13 protein-coding genes are annotated in these 15,529 nt (G+C 72.1%); 10 read left to right on the plus strand and 3 right to left on the minus strand.

The features are described 5' to 3' along the window. Positions 1-174 precede the first annotated feature (174 nt). Positions 175-681: a hypothetical protein gene (locus tag NQZ70_RS53590; protein WP_129579291.1), complete on the plus strand. Its 507-nt coding sequence runs from the start codon at positions 175-177 to the stop codon at positions 679-681. Positions 682-778: 97 nt separating this feature from the next. Here the strand turns inward: NQZ70_RS53590 and NQZ70_RS42310 are convergent, their stop codons facing one another. Next, positions 779-1,489, minus strand: coding sequence for a helix-turn-helix domain-containing protein (locus NQZ70_RS42310; RefSeq protein WP_129579292.1), 711 nt, complete (start codon positions 1,487-1,489; stop codon positions 779-781). Between the two features lie 340 nt (positions 1,490-1,829). On the opposite strand from NQZ70_RS42310, the gene NQZ70_RS42315 reads away from it, so the two are divergent. Both NQZ70_RS42315 and NQZ70_RS42320 read left to right on the plus strand, forming a co-directional pair. Next, entirely contained in the window at positions 1,830-2,864 is a 1,035-nt protein-coding gene (locus NQZ70_RS42315; protein ID WP_237244553.1) for a serine/threonine-protein kinase, read from the plus strand. 85 nt (positions 2,865-2,949) lie between these two features. Next, on the plus strand, positions 2,950-4,551 hold the full coding sequence (locus tag NQZ70_RS42320; RefSeq protein WP_129579294.1) for a serine/threonine-protein kinase: 1,602 nt from the start codon (positions 2,950-2,952) through the stop codon (positions 4,549-4,551). Between the two features lie 12 nt (positions 4,552-4,563). On the opposite strand, the gene NQZ70_RS42325 is transcribed toward NQZ70_RS42320, so the two are convergent. Continuing rightward, a complete protein-coding gene (locus tag NQZ70_RS42325; RefSeq protein WP_129579295.1) occupies positions 4,564-6,807 on the minus strand; it encodes a cyclic nucleotide-binding domain-containing protein in 2,244 nt (747 codons plus the stop codon). Positions 6,808-6,960: 153 nt separating this feature from the next. Here NQZ70_RS42325 and NQZ70_RS42330 point away from each other — a divergent pair, with 153 nt between their 5' ends. The 6 genes from NQZ70_RS42330 (at position 6,961) to NQZ70_RS42355 (ending at position 13,276) form a co-directional block, all read left to right on the plus strand. After that, complete coding sequence (locus NQZ70_RS42330; RefSeq protein WP_129579296.1) at positions 6,961-8,097, plus strand: hypothetical protein; 1,137 nt, start codon at positions 6,961-6,963, stop codon at positions 8,095-8,097. A gap of 28 nt (positions 8,098-8,125) precedes the next feature. Beyond that, positions 8,126-9,118 carry an NAD(P)-dependent oxidoreductase gene (locus NQZ70_RS42335; protein WP_129579297.1) on the plus strand — a complete coding sequence of 331 codons (993 nt, stop codon included), beginning with the start codon at positions 8,126-8,128 and terminating at the stop codon, positions 9,116-9,118. Between the two features lie 58 nt (positions 9,119-9,176). Continuing rightward, on the plus strand, positions 9,177-10,139 hold the full coding sequence (locus tag NQZ70_RS42340; RefSeq protein ID WP_237244554.1) for a hypothetical protein: 963 nt from the start codon (positions 9,177-9,179) through the stop codon (positions 10,137-10,139). Next, a complete protein-coding gene (locus tag NQZ70_RS42345) occupies positions 10,136-11,296 on the plus strand; it encodes a peptidase MA family metallohydrolase (RefSeq protein ID WP_165374440.1) in 1,161 nt (386 codons plus the stop codon). The genes NQZ70_RS42340 and NQZ70_RS42345 overlap by 4 nt, the downstream gene beginning before the upstream one ends. After that, positions 11,278-12,114 (plus strand): type II CAAX prenyl endopeptidase Rce1 family protein, encoded by an 837-nt coding sequence (locus NQZ70_RS42350; protein ID WP_129579298.1) that lies wholly within the window; start codon positions 11,278-11,280, stop codon positions 12,112-12,114. The genes NQZ70_RS42345 and NQZ70_RS42350 overlap by 19 nt, the downstream gene beginning before the upstream one ends. Before the next feature lie 400 nt (positions 12,115-12,514). Then, positions 12,515-13,276: a hypothetical protein gene (locus NQZ70_RS42355; RefSeq protein WP_237244555.1), complete on the plus strand. Its 762-nt coding sequence runs from the start codon at positions 12,515-12,517 to the stop codon at positions 13,274-13,276. An 86-nt stretch (positions 13,277-13,362) separates the two neighbouring features. Here NQZ70_RS42355 and NQZ70_RS42360 read toward each other — a convergent pair whose 3' ends face one another. After that, positions 13,363-14,280 (minus strand): zinc metalloprotease, encoded by a 918-nt coding sequence (locus NQZ70_RS42360; protein WP_165374441.1) that lies wholly within the window; start codon positions 14,278-14,280, stop codon positions 13,363-13,365. 780 nt (positions 14,281-15,060) lie between these two features. Here NQZ70_RS42360 and NQZ70_RS42365 point away from each other — a divergent pair. Further along, positions 15,061-15,513, plus strand: a complete 453-nt coding sequence (locus NQZ70_RS42365) for a Fur family transcriptional regulator (protein ID WP_020740272.1) — start codon at positions 15,061-15,063, stop codon at positions 15,511-15,513. The last annotated feature ends 16 nt before the right edge of the window (positions 15,514-15,529 follow it).

Here is a 15,529-nt window from a genome sequence, read left to right on the forward strand (position 1 = left end):
GTCATAGCGGACGCTCGTCCGTTCGGGACGCCCGCGCCTCCAAGGCCGTGGAGGCGCCTCCGCTAGACTGGAGCAAAGTGACGGGCGGCCCATGTGAACGCGTTGCTCGCGCACGAAGGCCGGCTAGAACGGCTCCCCGGCTGCGACCAGCGCCGAAGACAGGAAGGCCCCCCCATGACCACCGCGATGCAGATGCCCATGATGCCGCAGACGATGACCCCGATGATGTCGACGCCGGAGATGACCGCTGGCGCATCAATGATGCCCGGCATGGGTATGGGCATGATGCCCAGCATGATGGGCATGCCGATGATGCCCATGATGGGCATGCCGATGATGTCCAACATGATGGGAATGGGCATGATGCCCAGCATGATGGGAATGGGCATGCCGATGATGCCCAGCATGATGGGAATGGGCATGCCGATGATGCCCAGCATGATGGGAATGGGCATGATGCCCAACATGATGGGCATGGGCACGCCGATGATGTGCAAGATGTCCTGTGAGATGACGAAGGACGGGATGACCTGCAAGTTGATGCCGGCCGAGGGCATGTCCATGGACATGCTCAAGGAGCGCTGCGAGGCCATGACGAGGATGATGTCGGCCGGGATGCCCATGATGATGATGTGCGGCGGGATGCCCATGATGATGGGCATGTCCGTCATGACCAAGTAGCACCGCCACCAGGCCTTTCTTTCTTGAAGCAAAAGAACGCCGGCGACCGCCGGCGTTTTTTATCGTCCCCTCCATCCCCCCGGGGGGATGTCCGCCCTCAAGGCGCCGACAGCGAGTAGGTCATCACCAGGTACATCAACGAGTCGACGTTCGCCGGATTGCGGTAGACGTGCGGGACGTCCGCCTGGAACACGAGCGCATCGCCGGTCGCGAGCAGGAACCGCTGTCCGTCGACGCTGATCTCGACCGTCCCCTGGCTCACCACGATGTTTTCCATCGTGCCGGGCGGGTGGGGATCGGCGTTCTCGATGCCCAGCGGGGCCAGGTGCAGCTCGTAGAACTCGACCGTTCTCGGCGCATCGAACGGGAAGAGCGCGCGCGACGTGAACTTTCCGTCGTGAGACGTCAGCCGCTTCGCGCGATCCCCGCGCAGCAGCATCGGCCCGCTGGACGAGCGATTGCTGACGAGCGCCGAGAACGGCACGCCGAGCGCACGGGCGATCTTCCACACGACGTTGATCGTGGGCGCGCTGCGGCCGAGCTCGACCTGTCCCAGCATGGCACGGCTGACGCCCGAGACCCTGGAGAGCCGCTCCAGAGAGAGCCCGCGCCGCGTGCGGAGCCGCCGGAGGTTCTCCCCGACCACAGCCGTGAGATCGGCCGGCGAGTCGGGGTGGGCGACCTCATACGTCCACGACTCGTCCAGCTCCGGATCGCGCGCGCCGGGCTTGGCCTGCTGCACGTCGAGCGCGACCGGCAGCGCGCCGCTCACCGGGGGAAGATCGCTGTTCTGTCGGACGGATCTCATATCGATATGGGCGCCACTCTACACGGAAACACAAAGCCAGCAACACAGCCAAGTTCGTCACTTCGGCGCAACGACTGTAAGCGTCATCAGGTGATTTCCGTGACTCCTAGGATGATGCCTGAGGCCGCACGCAATGTCCCTGTCGCATTTTCTCTCGGGTGCGCTCGCCTCCCCAGCTGGCTCGCCCTCCCTCCCCCGCGCGCCCTCCCGCCCCGCGCGCGGCCGCCGGCCCGGGCCGCCATCCAACCGTCCCTACCGCCAGGGCGCCGGAGCGGCTACAACCTGAGCTCGTTCCGCGGGCATGCTGGCGCAGCGCGCTCGGAACAGCGAGGACTTGCCGATGGACCACGACATCGATGACGTGATCGACGGCCGATACAGGCTGCTCGAGGTGGTCGGCCAGGGAGGCCATGGCGTCGTCTACCGCGCCCTGGACCAAGAGACCGGCACGCACGTGGCGGTCAAGTACCTGAAGCCCGAGTTCTCCAGCGATCCCGCCCTGAAAGCCCGCATGCGGCGCGAGGCCAGCGCCATGGGCACGCTCTCCGACACCAGCGCGACGCAGGTCTTCGCCTTCAGCGAGGCCCCCGACGGCACGCTCTACATCGTGATGGAGTTCCTGAAGGGCAGCGACCTCGAGACGACGCTGCGCCGGCTCGAGGCGCAGAAGCAGCGGCTCCCCCTCGCCCGGCTCCGCGAGCTCTTCCGTCCGATCATCGACACGCTCGACGCCGCGCACGCCCGCGGCATCGTCCACCGCGACCTGAAGCCCGCGAACATCTTCGTCCTCGACAGCGACGCAAGCGGCCCGCCCTCTTCACCCTCGCCTCGCCATGAAAGTAATCCAGGACACGCGATTCACGACGGCCCCCCGGCCGGCGACCCGACCCGTGCTGCGGGCGACGGCGCGCCGGCCGATCGTGGGGCAGCGACCCGGGGATGCGTGCGTTTGCTTGATTTCGGGCTTGTCAAGGTGATGCAGGCCGACCCCCTCACCCGCGAGGGGGCGATCCCGGGCTCGCCCAGCTACATCGCGCCCGAGGTCTGGAAGGGCCGGCCCCAGGAGATCGACCACCGGATCGACATCTACTCGCTCGGCGCGGTGCTCTTCCGCGCGCTCGCGGGCCGCGTCCCGTTCGCCGGGGCGAGCCGGGTCGACATCCTGCTCGCGGCCGCGCGCGGCCCACGCCCGAGCCTGCACGCCTTCCGGCCGGATCTGCCGCCCGAGGTGGACGCCTGGGTGGCCCGGGCGCTCGCCGTCGTCCCGGAGGAGCGCTTCCAGGACGTCCGCGCCCTCTGGAGCGCGCTGGAGCCGCTCCTCGACCGCGCCGCTCGGGCCGAGGCCGAGACGGACGGCGGCGCGATCCCGCGGTGAGCACGTTCCCTACCCGTGCGCCTTGCGACGCAGGAAGCCGCGCTGGTAGCGTGTTCCGGACCATGTCTCAATCGAGGGCCGCAGGATGAGCTCCTCGCCCGGTCTGCTGCAGCCGAATACGCGGTTTCGCGATCGCTATCAGGTGCTGCGCGTCATCAAGGCGGGCGGCATGGGCGCCGTCTACGAGGTGATGGACGACGTCACCGCGGCGCGCCGCGCGCTCAAGGTGATGCTGCCCAGCCTCCTCGACAGCGAGGAGCTGCGCGCCCGCTTCGCCCTCGAGGCCCGCATCACCGGCATCATCGAGAGCGACCACATCGTCCGGACCTCGGACGCCGGGGTCGACGACGAGACAGGCACGCCGTTCATCGTCATGGAGCTGCTCCGCGGCGAGGAGCTCGGCAGCCTCCTCAAGAAGCGCGGCTCCCTCCCCCCCGAGGACGTCGCGATCTACCTGTTCCAGGCCGCGCTCGCGCTCGACAAGACGCACGCGGCGAACATCGTCCACCGCGACCTCAAGCCGGACAACCTGTTCGTCACGGTCCGCGACGACGGCTCGCCGTGCGTGAAGATCCTCGACTTCGGGATCGCCAAGGTCATCGAGCAGCACCACGCCTCCACGCTGACCCGGCAGATGCTCGGCACGCCCGTGTACATGGCGCCCGAGCAGATCCGGGCCGAGCGCAACGTCGGCCCGCGCGCCGACATGTACGCGCTCGGGCACGTCGCGTACGCGCTCCTCGTCGGCGAGTCGTACTGGTCCCAGGAGGCCGAGGCGATCCCGTCGCCGTACCTGCTCGCGGCCGAGCTGCTGCGCGGGGCGATGGAGTCGCCCAGCGTTCGCGCGGCGCGCCGGCGCGCCATCACGCTGCCGAGCGCGTTCGACGGCTGGTTCTTCAAGGCCACGGCGCTCAAGCCCGAGGACCGCTTCGACCGCGCGTCCACCGCGGTGGGCGCGCTCGCCGCCGCGCTCGAGGTGCCGCTCCCGCGGGCGTCGCGCGTCGTGCTCCTGCCCGATCCGCCGTCGCCGCGCCCGAGCCCGAGCGTGAACCCGAGCCCCACCGACCCGACGCAGCCCTCGCGGCCCGGCAAGTCGGCGGGCTTCGCCGACGTGCCGACCGTCACCGTGCCCGAGCTGTCCAAGACGCCGCCGTCGCGCCGCACCCCGCTCTCGCCCCCCTCGCCGCCGCCCGCGTCGAGGGCCCCGGAGCCCCGGTCCCGGCCGTCGGAGGCGCCGGGCCGGACGAGCTCCTCCACCGGCGAGCCGTCGAGGAAGTCCGATCCCACGTCGCGGCGCGAGCGCGCCGGGCAGCGGCGGTTCCACGTCCGGGCCGACACGACGACGGGGGTCCTCCACGTGAAGGTGTGGGGGTTCTGGGACGTCGAGGAGGGCAAGGCGTACCTCGACGACTTCCGCCAGAAGGCCGCGACGCTGCTCAAGCTCGGGAAGCCCTGGTACGTGCTCGCCGACATCGCGGACTTCCCGCCGCAGAAGCCCGACGTGAGCCCCTATGTCGAGCAGACCATGGCGTACGCGGTCGAGCACGGCATGCGCAAGGCGGCGAACCTCGTGAACAGCGCGCTCTCGAAGATGCAGATCTCCCGCCTGTCGGCCGCCATGGGGCTGCCCGAGTACTCGTTCTTCACCGCGGAGGCCGACGCCCTCGCGTGGCTCCTGAAGGGCTGAGCGCCCCCGCGCTCAGCCGAGGACGAACCGCCGGATGCGCCCGGCGAGGCTCCGCACCTTCTCCTCGGCCTCGTTGTAGCGCTCGGCCGCGTCGCGAAGGTGGGCCTGGCGCGAGGCCATGAGCAGGCTGAGCTCGATCACGAGCTGCGGGCGCGCCTCGATGATCGGCTGCAGCGCCTCCTTCGTGATCTGGTAGAGCACCACCTCGTCGACGGCGCGCACCGTCGCGGTGCGCTCCTCGCCCGTGAGCAGCGCGAACTCCCCGAAGACGGCGCCCTTCTCGAGCGCCGCCACCGTCGAGTCCTGCCCGTCCGGGTGCCGCACCAGGACCTCGACCGCGCCGGACGCGACCACGAACATCGACGAGTCCCGCTGCCCCTGCAGCACGATCCGGTCGAGCGGGCCGTACTCGACCCGGCGCACCTTCGTGGCGAGCTTGCGGAGCTCGCGATCGAGCAGCGGCTTGAAGACCGGCGTCCTCCGGAGCAGCGTCATGATGTCCTCGGCGCTCGCCTCCCGCGGCGCCTTGCTCGGCTCGTCGAGCTCGATCGACGCTGCGGCCCCGTAGCCGTCGCGCCGCTGCAGCGCGGCGAGCAGCGACGGGTTCTTCTCCATGTACGCCTCGAGCAGGCTCGCGTTCCGCGGGATGCACTCGTCGCCCGTGTAGTCCATGAGGTGCCGCTCGGCGGCCCAGCGGGCCACGTCGTTCATCGACCTGCGGTACTGCCGGCACGCGGCGGGGAAGATGCCGTCCTGATCGCCGAAGAGCGCGGTCAGCGCCTCGGGCATGAGGCTGAGCCCGAACAGCCGCACGTCGCCGCGCTGGTGCCAGAGCGCGAAGTCGCGCCACCGCGGGTCGAGGTGCGCGAGCTCCGGGAACGCGAGCACGCTGTTCTTGAGCACCGCCCGCTCCGCGTCGCGGAACACCCGGTGCCACGTCTCCTGCGCGTTCCACAGGTTGGGGCCGGCGAGCTCGATCGCCTTCTGCAGGTCGGCGTGGTGGGCGTGCAGGAAGGCGAGCGTGGCCTTCTGCTTGCGCATCAGGTTCGTCAGGCTCACCGGACCCGCCGCGAAGAAGCCGGCGGCGCGCGGCGCGATGTGCCGCAGCTCCCAGACCTGCTTCCACGCCCCGACGTCGACCGCGGCGCGGATGGGCGCGAACGCCTCGCCGCGCTCGAAGGCCTCGCGCTCCCCCGGAGAGAGCATGTCCGGGTACTGATCCTTCACCGCCTCGAAGATGCCGAGGCACGTGAGCAGCTCGAGGTAGAGCCCCACCCGGAGGAGCCACCGGGGGTCCGGGAGGTTGCGCCGGTGCTGCTCGAGGTCCTGATGGATGGCCCGGAGGTACAGGAGGGCCTTGTCCATGCCGATGGTGAGCACGGGGAACCACGGGTGGTAGCCGACGTGGAGCTCGTCGATCCCGAGCGCCTGCTGCTGGAGCTCGGTGTCCGCCTTGACGAGCCGGTCGAGCAGGCGCGCGTAGAGCGAGCCGAAGCGGCCGGTGTCGAAGATCTCGATGTCCGTCGACTCGGAGGAGACCGTCCTGCCCGCCTCGCTGAGCTTGATCTCGACCCGGAGCTGCTGCCGGAACAGGCTCGCGAAGGTGAACGGATCGGCGCCGTCGGTGATGCGCCGCCGGAACGACTCGGGCAGGTCGATCCAGTGATAGCCGCCGCCGGTGTCCTCGCCCGGGGGGTGCGGCACGAGCTGCCGCGCCGGGGCGATGGTGGCGACGTAGACCGTCTGGTGGAACGAGTTCCACGGCGCGGGCTCGAGCATCGGGACCGGGTAGGACGACGTCGAGACCATCTGCGGGCTGAGCGGCAGGTCGAAGATGCCGGGCACCGGGCACGGCTCGCCTTCGCCGGGGCTCGCCGGGAGGAACCACGCCGACAGGGTCACCTCGAACGATCGCTCGAAGGGCGCGACGAACGCGTAGAGGTCGCGCAGCCGGTAGAGCAGCCACACCTCGTCGCCGAGCTCCGACGGGTCGCCCGAGGTGTTGATGCAGCCGACGCGCTCGCTGCACCCGTGCCCCGGGTAGAGCGCCTCGTCGACCGGCCGCTTGCCCGGCTCGAACGGGATGAGCTCCAGCGACGGCGAGAGCTCGGCCGACTCTTCCTCCGGGCTCTGGCGCGCCTCGAGCTGCCGCAGGTACTGGCGGACCCGGGCGAGCTTGTCCTCCCAATCCATGCCTTCAACGCGGCTCATCAGCAGCCGCTTGAACTGCCTCTGGAACTCCTTCGGGGTCATCATGGTGCGTCCACCTGAGTTGCCGGGGAGGCCGGACAGCCGCCCTCCGCGAGAGCTTACCGGCTCCGCGCGCGCCGCGCGCTGCGATCAGCGCCGGCCCGCGCCCGCGCGATCCCCTTGCGGCGCCGCGCCCCGGAAGGTACGGGCTTGCGCCGTATGGCCATCGAGATCCGCGAGCTTCGGAAGGGCGACAAGAAGGTCCTCAAGGACTTCATCAACGTGGTCGACACGGTCTACGAGGGTGAGCCCAACTATATCCGGCCGCTCGACTTGGACATCTCCGATCGGCTCGACAAGAAGAAGAACCCGTTCTTCGAGCACGCCGAGGGCACGGCCTGGGTGGCGTACAAGGACGGACGGCCGGCGGGGCGGATCACCGCGCAGGTCGACCACGAGCACCTCCGGGTCCACCGCGACGAGACGGGCATGTTCGGCTTCTTCGATTCCATCGACGACGCCGAGACGGCGCAGGCGCTGCTCGCCGAGGCCGCGGGCTGGCTGCGCGCGCGCGGGATGAAGCGCATGCGGGGGCCCTACTCGCTCTCGATCAACGAGGAGATCGGCTGCCTCATCGAGGGCTTCGAGCACCCGGCGGTGCTGATGATGCCCTACCACCGGCCGCACCAGGGCCGGCTCATCGAGGCCGCGGGGCTCGAGAAGGTGAAGGACCTCTACGCGTGGCGCTACGAGGTCGGCGACATCCCCGCCCGGGCGCAGAAGGCCCACGCCGAGATCCTGGAGATGCCCGAGGTGCACACGCGCTGCGGCGATCCGAAGAACCTGCTCCGCGACATCCGCATCCTCATGGACGTCTTCAACGACGCCTGGAGCGACAACTGGGGCTTCGTCCCGATGACCGAGAAGGAGCTCGTCAAGTGGGCGGACGACGTGCGGCTCATCCTGCTGCCCGAGCTCACGAGGCTCACGTTCATCGACGGCGAGCCGGCCGCCGTGTCGCTCGGGCTGCCCGACCTCAACGACCTGATCAAGGACTTCCACGGCAAGCTCCTCCCGACCGGGATCTTCAAGCTGCTGTGGCGGCTGCGCGTGCGCGGCCCCAAGAGAGGGCGCCTCGTCGTGCTCGGCATCCGCAAGAAGTGGCGCCACGTGCGGCGCTACGCCGGGCTCAGCGCCTTCCTCTACGTCGAGATGAACCGCGCGGCGCAACTGCTCGGCATGACGGGCGGGGAGCTCGGGTGGACGCTGGAGGACAACGCCGCCATCAACGCGGGCATCCGGCTGATGGGCGGCCGGCTCTACAAGAAGTACCGGGTCTACGAGCGGGCGCTCTGATCGACAGGGGCGCGGGAGGAGCGGATCGATGAGGGTGCTGGTCACGGGCGCGAGCGGGTTCCTCGGCTCGCACGTCGCCGAGCAGCTCGTGCAGAAGGGGCACAGCGTGGTGGCCCTCGTGCGGCGCTCGTCGAGCACGAAATTCCTGTCGTCGCTGCGCGGCGTCGAGCTCGCGTACGGCGCCATCGAGGACGCGGAGAGCGTCCGCCGCGCGGTCATGGGCGCGCCGGGCGTCGACGCGATCGTGCACTCGGCCGGGCTGGTCAAGGCGCGCGACGAGGCGGAGTTCTTCCGGGTCAACGTCGGCGGCACGCGGAACATGCTCGACGCCGCGAAGGCCGCGCCGTCCATGAAGCGGTTCGTGTTCGTCTCGAGCCTCGCCGCCATCGGCCCGAGCCTCGACGGGCGCCCCGTCCTCGCCGACGCGCGCCCGTCCCCAGTGACGCGCTATGGGCGCTCGAAGCTCGAGGCCGAGCGGCTGGTCCTCGCGGAGAAGGACGCGCTACCCGTCGTCGTCCTGCGCCCCCCGATGATCTACGGCCCGCGCGATCAGGAGTCGTTCGCGTTCTTCCAGAGCGTCGCGCGCCGCTTCCTCCCGATGCTCGGCGACGGCACGAACACGCTCAGCGTCATCTACGCCTCGGACGCTGCCGCCGCGTGCATCCGCGCGCTCGAGGCCGACGTGCCGAGCGGCCGGGCCTACTTCATCGACGACGGCAGCGTGTACGTGTGGCGCGACATGCTGGCGCACGTCGAGGCGGCGCTCGGCGCGCGGGCGCTCGTCCGCTTCGGCGTGCCGTTCCCGCTCATGCGGGGCGCGGCGCTCGCGAGCGAGGGGATCGGCCGCCTCACCGGCAAGCCCGTGATGCTGACGCGCGACAAGCTGAACGAGCTCGCCGCGTCGCACTGGGTCTGCGACTCGGGCGACGCCCGCCGCGAGCTCGGCTGGGAGCCGCAGGTGGGATGGGCCGAGGGGACGCGCAGGGCGGTCGCCTGGTACCGCGAGCACGGCTGGCTGTGACGTGACGCCGCGCCGCGCGCCGTTTGACGCTCGCCCGCGGCCTCCGTACGGTAAACGCATGTCCCGCTGTCCGCCGGCTGCCCCGGGCCTCGTCGCGATGGCGCTCGGCCTGGCGGCCGCGCCGGCGCTGGCCGACGATCCGCCTGGCGGCGGCGCCGCCGCGCCGCACGCGCCGCGCGACGGCGGCGCCGCGGCGGCGGAGGCCCCATCGGGCGCCGCGCCGAGCGCCGCGGCGCCCCGGTCGGCCCTGCGCGGCGCCGTCGTCGTGGCAGTGGACGATGCGAGCGCCGAGGCCGCTCGAGCGCTCGCGCGCGCGCTCTACCGCGACCCCGCGCTGCGCCCGCCCATCGACGAGGCGGCCGCGCAGGTGCTCACCGGCGATCCGCCGCGGCCCGACGCGCCGGCCGCCGTGAAGGAGCTCGCCGAGGTGCGCCGCTCCGCCGGTCGCGCCGAGTCCGAGCCGGTCGCGCGCAGCCTGCTCGCGTCGCTCGGCGCGGGCGCGGGCGCGGCGCTCGTCGTGGCGGTGACCACGGCGCACGGCCACCCCGTGGCCCGCGTGCTCCGGGTCGCGGGCGCGAGCTACGCGCCGCTCGAGCTCGGCGCGACGGTCCAGCGCGCTGCGGGCGGCGCGGCCGCCCCCGCCGCGACGACCGCAGACGGCGCGGCCGCCCCCGCCGCTGCGACGTTCGACTGGCCCGGCGCGGGCGCGGCCGTCCGCGCGCTGCTCGCCGGCGACGCCCGCGCGGCAGGCGCGACCGATCGCGCCGCAGCGCCGCCCGCGTCCGCCCACGCAGCGCCGCAGCGCGGCCCCGTGGGCCCTCGCGCGGGCGTCGACCTGACGGCGTCGAAGGCGCCGGCGGGCGACCAGGGCGCGCCGGCGCAGCGCTCGATGTGGAGCTCGCCCTGGTTCTGGGGTCCGCTCGCGGGCGTGGTCGCGACCGGCATCGTGGTGCTCGTGCTCGCCCAGACGAGCGACGGCGACGGCGACACCGTGCACCTCCGGGGTCGGATCGCTCCATGACGCGCTCCGGCCGGCGCAGCTCGGCGGCGTTGGGGCTGCGACTCACCGCGCTCCTGTGCCTCGCGCTCGCCGCCGCGCCCTCGCGCGCCGCCAGCGCCGCGCCCCGCGTCTACGACGCGCCCGCCGCGGTGGAGAGCGGCGCTGCCGCTCCCTCCGTCCCGCCGTCCCCGCCGGAGTACCTCACCCAGGATCTCGGCTGGATCGAGCTCGCCTACCACCCGTCGACCCGCGATCGCGTCCGCCCCTTGTTCTCCCGAGCCGACGCCGTCCGCGCCGAGCTCGGCGCCCTGCTCGGCCGCGAGGCGCTCGTCGCCCCGGTGAAGGTCCGGATCGCCGCCTCCCCGGCCGAGCTCGGCCGGCTCGTCCCCGGCGGCGTCGCGGGCCCGGCGACCGCCGTCTCCTTCGGCGCGCTGCGGCTCGCCGTCCTGAGCGACGCCCCGCGGCTCGGCGTCGACGCGCCCGATCTCGAGAGCGCCTTCCGCCACGCGCTCGCGCACCTGGCCCTCGACGAGGCGACGGGCGGCGCCCCGATCCCGCGCTGGTTCCACGAGGGGTTCGCCGCCCACGCCGCCGGCGACGGCGTCGCCCGCCGCGCGCAGCGGCTCTCCATCGCCGCGCTCCGGGGGCGCCTCCTCCCGCTCGACGAGCTCGAGGCGAGCCTCTCGGACGCCGAGGACACGGCCGGCTCCCTGGCTCACGCGCAGGCGGCCGACGTCGTCCGCTACCTCGTCGAGGTCGAGCGCCGGCAGCGCTTCACGCGCGCCCTCGAGGATGTGCGCGCCGGGATCCCGCTCGAGGCCGCGCTCGAGGCCGCGTACGCCTCCACCGGCCGCGAGCTCGAGCTCGCGTGGCGCGCCGACGTCGCGCGCCGCTACGGCTTCGTCCCGGTGCTGGCCGGCTCGCTGCTGCTGGTCGCGCTGGTCGTGGCGGGCAAGCTGGCCGTGCAGCGGCTCCGCGCCCGCAGGTCGCTGCCGCCGCCGGCGCCGCGCCGGCGGCTCCGCGCGGCGCGCGAGGCGGAGGAGCTGCGCCACCGGTCCTCGCGCCCGTCCACGGCCCAGCTCGTGGCCACCCTGGGCGCCCGGCATCGCAGCGACGGGGACGGCGACACGGACGTCCCGAAGGTGGAGCACAACGGCCAGTGGCACACGCTCCACTGAACGCCGCGGAAGAAGGCCGCCCCCGGCCCGGCCGCGCCCAGCCGCGGCGCCGCCTGGTCGAGCTCGCGCTCGGCGCGGCGTGGCTCGTCGGCCTCGCCGCCGCCTTGCAGATCGTCTCCGCGCTCCTGTCGTCCAGCCCGCTCGCCGCGGCGCTCGCCGGCGCCGTCGTCGCGGACCTTGTCGCGTCGCGGGCGGGCGTGCAGTGGATCGACCCGCTGGAGCCGGAGGGCCCGGGCCGCCGCGCGCGCCTCGCCCGCCGCGTCGGGCTCGGCGCGGCGCTGGGCGCCCTCGCCGTGCTGCTGACGCTCGGCGTCTCCGCGCTCCTCGGCTGGGCGACCGTCGACGCTGGCGCGCCCTCGGCGAGCTTCGGCTTCGCCGTGGCGCGCGCGGTCGCCCTCGCCGTCCGCGACGAGCTCCTGCTCACCGGCATTCCGTTCGCCACCGCGGCGCGCGCCGGCATCTCGAGCCGCTACGCGATCGCCTTCTCCGCCCTCGCGCACGGCGCCGCCCTCGGGCTCGCGCCGGGCGCGACCGCGTCGAGCTTCGCCCTCGCCGCGGCGCTCGGCGCGCTCGCCGCGGCGCTCTTCCTGCGCAGCCGCGGCGCGTTCGCGCCGATCGCCGCCCACGCGAGCTTCACCGCGCTCGCGGGCGCGGGCCTGCGCGGCTCCCTGCTCGACGTCACGTGGGTCGACGGCGCCCTCGCGGCGGGGGCGCGGGCCTTCGGCCGGCCTGCCTGGCTCGCCGCGGCCGCGCTCGCGGTCCTGGCCGCGCTCGTCCTGCGCGCCGGCGCGCCCCGCCCTCGCCGCCCGGCGCCGTGAGCGCCCCCGCCCCGCGGCCGCCGCCGGGCCCTCCCTGACGCTCGCCGCGCCGGCATGAGACGCCCCTCGCCCGCGTTGAAGCCCCGGACAGCGGCGCTCGCGGCGCCGCGAGCGCCGCTGTCCGGGCGCTCGACCTCTCCCTCATCTCCCTCATCCAACTTCCGGCGCTCGGCGCGCCAACGTCCGCCGAACCGACACCGACAGTTCACAGCACCGTGCGAGGACGGGCCGCGCCGCTGCGAAACCCGTGTAACGCCCTGCGCACCATCGCACAGCGCCTCACCACCCGGACACGGCTATGTCATATTTCAGCGCACCGCGTCAAATGCACGTTGACGCGACGCCTTCGCGGCATCAACGATCGGATATGCATTGGAAGGGAATCCGTCAGATTGCGCCGGTGACGCTGCTCGTTCTCGCGTCGACGGGCTGCGGCATGGCGACGATGGTCGACACGAACACGCGCTCCATCCAGGCGACCACCGAGGAGATGAGGCGCACGCGGTCGACGATCGAGGATTCGAATCGGACGCTGCGGGACTCGCAGCAGAGCCTCGATCGGCTGGCCGAGCTGCGCCAGCCGATGGAGAAGGTCGCCGAGATGCAGGAGGCGATGGAGCGGCTGGCCGAGCTCAAGGGGTCGATGGACGCGATGCAGCAGAGCCTGCGGGCGACCGCGAGCCTCGAGCAGTCGATGGACCGGCTGAGCGAGATGAAGGCGACGATCGCGGCGATGAACGAGAGCCTCGCGGGCATCCGCGCCCCGCTCGAGGACGTCGCCGCCCTGAACGCTCCGATGCGCGACGTCGCCGCCCTGAACGCTCCGATGCGCGACGTCGCCGGGCTGAGGCAGCCGATGGAGCAGGTCGCGACGCTGCGCGAGCCGATGCAGGAGGTGAGCAAGCTGTCGGCGCCGATGGAGGAGATGAGCCAGCTCGGGAGCGACGCCTCGCGCCAGACCGGCCTCATCGCCGCCGGCCTGCTCGGCTGGGGTCTCGTGACGTTCCTCGGCGTCTACTTCGGTGTCCAGGCCGGCACCCGCCGCCAGCAGCGCCTCGCGCAGGGCGACGACGGCGCGAGCGCGGCGCAGCCCAAGCCCGCGCCCCGCATCCTCCCCGAGAGCCAGCGCTTCGAGGGCCGGACGCAGATCAAGTCGGCGTGATCGTCCTCTGACGATCGCGCCTCGCCAGCCGGCGAGCGGCGGAGCCCTCCGCCGCTCGCCGGCTGCGCTCCCACATCATCTCCTGTTCAACGATACGCGTCCCAGAGCGCCGACATGCGAGCAGTCTGGCCCGCGGTGAACGAGTCCATGCACGCATCGTCGGTGTAATCCATGAAGTTCGTGATCGGGTCGAGCCCGCCGCCCCTGCAGGTGTCGCGGCTCATCGGGCAGCCATACGCGGCGCTGCGCTCAGGTTCGGTGTCGTCGATCCCGTCACCGCCCTTGGCGCTGCAGCCGCCCTGGAAGGTGTGGTAGAGGCCGAGCCAGTGACCGACCTCATGCGTCCCGGTATCTCCCAGGTTGTACGGCGCCGCGCTGCCGCCCGGCAACGAGGAGTACAGGATGACGACGCCGTCGTCGCTCGGCTTCGCCGCGTAGTCCTTGGGGAACGTCGCCCAGCCGAGTAGACCGCCGCCCAGGTTGGCGGTGTAGAGGTTGAGGTGGTCGGGCCCCCCCTTGCGGAGCGCCGTCTTGGCCTGCCGTTCGGCCGCGGAGCCGAGCGACATGGTGTACCAGGTCGCGTTCGTGGTCCGGTCGACCGAGGCCAGAACGAAGCTGAAGCGCGTGGTCGCGTAAGCGTCGTTGAGCACCGCGATCTGGTCGTTGATCATGGAATCGGGCACGTCGCCGTTCCGTATACCCGTTCCCTTGTTGATGACGTGGAAGTGCACGGGGATCTCGACGGGCGCATCCGCAGTGAATCCGGCCGCCACCCGGCTGCGGACGAACTGGTCGACCGCATCCCTCTCAGCCTCGCTCAGCTCGACGGTCGCGCAGCTGCGCCGGAGGGGAGCCGGCGCGGCCTCCACCTGCTCGGGCTCGGCGTCGACGACGGCCGGCGCTTCCTGCTCCGCCGGGGCCGAGGGTTCGCCGTTGCACGCGGCGGCGCTCAAGCCAGCGATCAAGACTAAGGCAAGTACTTCCGCACACGTCCGAGCTCGCATGGACATTCTCCTTGGTTCAGGCCCCGCAAAGGAAGCAGGAATATATATCCGCGATGACAATCAGTTCAATTCCAAAAGGGCTGATTTCACGCACGACGACATGGTGAGATTCCACGTCTTGGTCATCTTGCGTCATCTCGACGAACGCCAGCGGGTCCCTCGAGCGCGCGCCCCGATGACGCGGCGCAACGACACGCGCGGAGCGACACCTCGGCTGCTCCAACATGGAGCGATCGCTCCATTATGGAGCACGCGGCGAGATCGGCGCTTTCCAGGAGCGGCCCTCGAGTCGAGACCAGACGCAACGACCGGGACGATGGCGGTTCCGCCCGTTCCATGTCCTCTGCGTATTCAGCAGCAGGCTCGGGGAGCTCACCCAGGTTTCGAAAAGCCTTCTGAGGACACCGCGCCGCGGCTCATCCGCCTGGCCTGTGCAGTTTGAGCCACGCTCGAATCGAGACCCCACGAGGTTGTCCAACTCGCCATCTGCCATCTTCTCGACCTCGGGCCCACGGCCGCGCTCGCTGCGCCGGCTCGCTCCGGGCTGCGCGGCGCGCGCGCGCCCGCGGCCGCGGCGGGAGCCCGCGGCCGCGGCGGGAGAGGGCGCGCTCGCCGGGCCTGGTGGTCCTTCGGCGGCGGCCTCGCCCAGCGCGGGCGCGGCGGACGAGCCGCGCGGCGATCGGGCGATCTCGCTCGCCCCCGCGGCTGCCGGGGGCGCGCGTCCGGCGAGCTCCGTGCATCCCGATTGCAGTACTGTCCTGGCGACGGTAGATGTCTCGCATGGCGCGTACAAAAGCAGGTCAGTCCGCGGAGCAGCTCCGCGAGCAGATCCGGGCGACCGGCCTACGAGCCACCTCGCCGCGCATCGCCGTGCTGCAGAGCCTGGGCCGCTCGCGCACGCCCGTCAGCCACGCCGAGCTCGCGGCCGAGCTCGCCCCCAAGGGGTGGGATCGCGCCACCATCTACCGGAACCTGATCGATCTCACGAATGCGGGGCTCGTGCGCCGCACCGACATGGGCGACCACCTGTGGCGGTTCGAGCTGCGGGAGGGCAGCGGTGAGCACGCGAAGGACGAGCACCCGCACTTCATGTGCGATACGTGCGGAGATGTACTCTGCCTCCCCGACGAGAGCATCGAGATCAAGGCGGCGCGCGGCGCGCCCCGTGCGCTGCGCCGCAAGGGTCTCCAGATCCAGATCAAGGGCCGCTGCGACCGGTGCGTGCAGCCCTGAGCCGTGCGCGCGGGGT

The sequence above is a fragment of the Sorangium sp. So ce836 genome, assembly GCF_028553905.1.
GTDB lineage: Bacteria > Myxococcota_A > Polyangia > Polyangiales > Polyangiaceae > Sorangium > Sorangium cellulosum_D.

Coding starts and splice junctions, on each gene's coding strand:
- NQZ70_RS53590 (WP_129579291.1), top strand. CDS start 175: ATGACCACCGCGATGCAGATGCCCATGATGCCGCAGACGATGACCCCG.
- NQZ70_RS42310 (WP_129579292.1), bottom strand. CDS start 1,489: ATGAGATCCGTCCGACAGAACAGCGATCTTCCCCCGGTGAGCGGCGCG.
- NQZ70_RS42315 (WP_237244553.1), top strand. CDS start 1,830: ATGGACCACGACATCGATGACGTGATCGACGGCCGATACAGGCTGCTC.
- NQZ70_RS42320 (WP_129579294.1), top strand. CDS start 2,950: ATGAGCTCCTCGCCCGGTCTGCTGCAGCCGAATACGCGGTTTCGCGAT.
- NQZ70_RS42325 (WP_129579295.1), bottom strand. CDS start 6,807: ATGATGACCCCGAAGGAGTTCCAGAGGCAGTTCAAGCGGCTGCTGATG.
- NQZ70_RS42330 (WP_129579296.1), top strand. CDS start 6,961: ATGGCCATCGAGATCCGCGAGCTTCGGAAGGGCGACAAGAAGGTCCTC.
- NQZ70_RS42335 (WP_129579297.1), top strand. CDS start 8,126: ATGAGGGTGCTGGTCACGGGCGCGAGCGGGTTCCTCGGCTCGCACGTC.
- NQZ70_RS42340 (WP_237244554.1), top strand. CDS start 9,177: ATGTCCCGCTGTCCGCCGGCTGCCCCGGGCCTCGTCGCGATGGCGCTC.
- NQZ70_RS42345 (WP_165374440.1), top strand. CDS start 10,136: ATGACGCGCTCCGGCCGGCGCAGCTCGGCGGCGTTGGGGCTGCGACTC.
- NQZ70_RS42360 (WP_165374441.1), bottom strand. CDS start 14,280: ATGCGAGCTCGGACGTGTGCGGAAGTACTTGCCTTAGTCTTGATCGCT.
- NQZ70_RS42365 (WP_020740272.1), top strand. CDS start 15,061: ATGGCGCGTACAAAAGCAGGTCAGTCCGCGGAGCAGCTCCGCGAGCAG.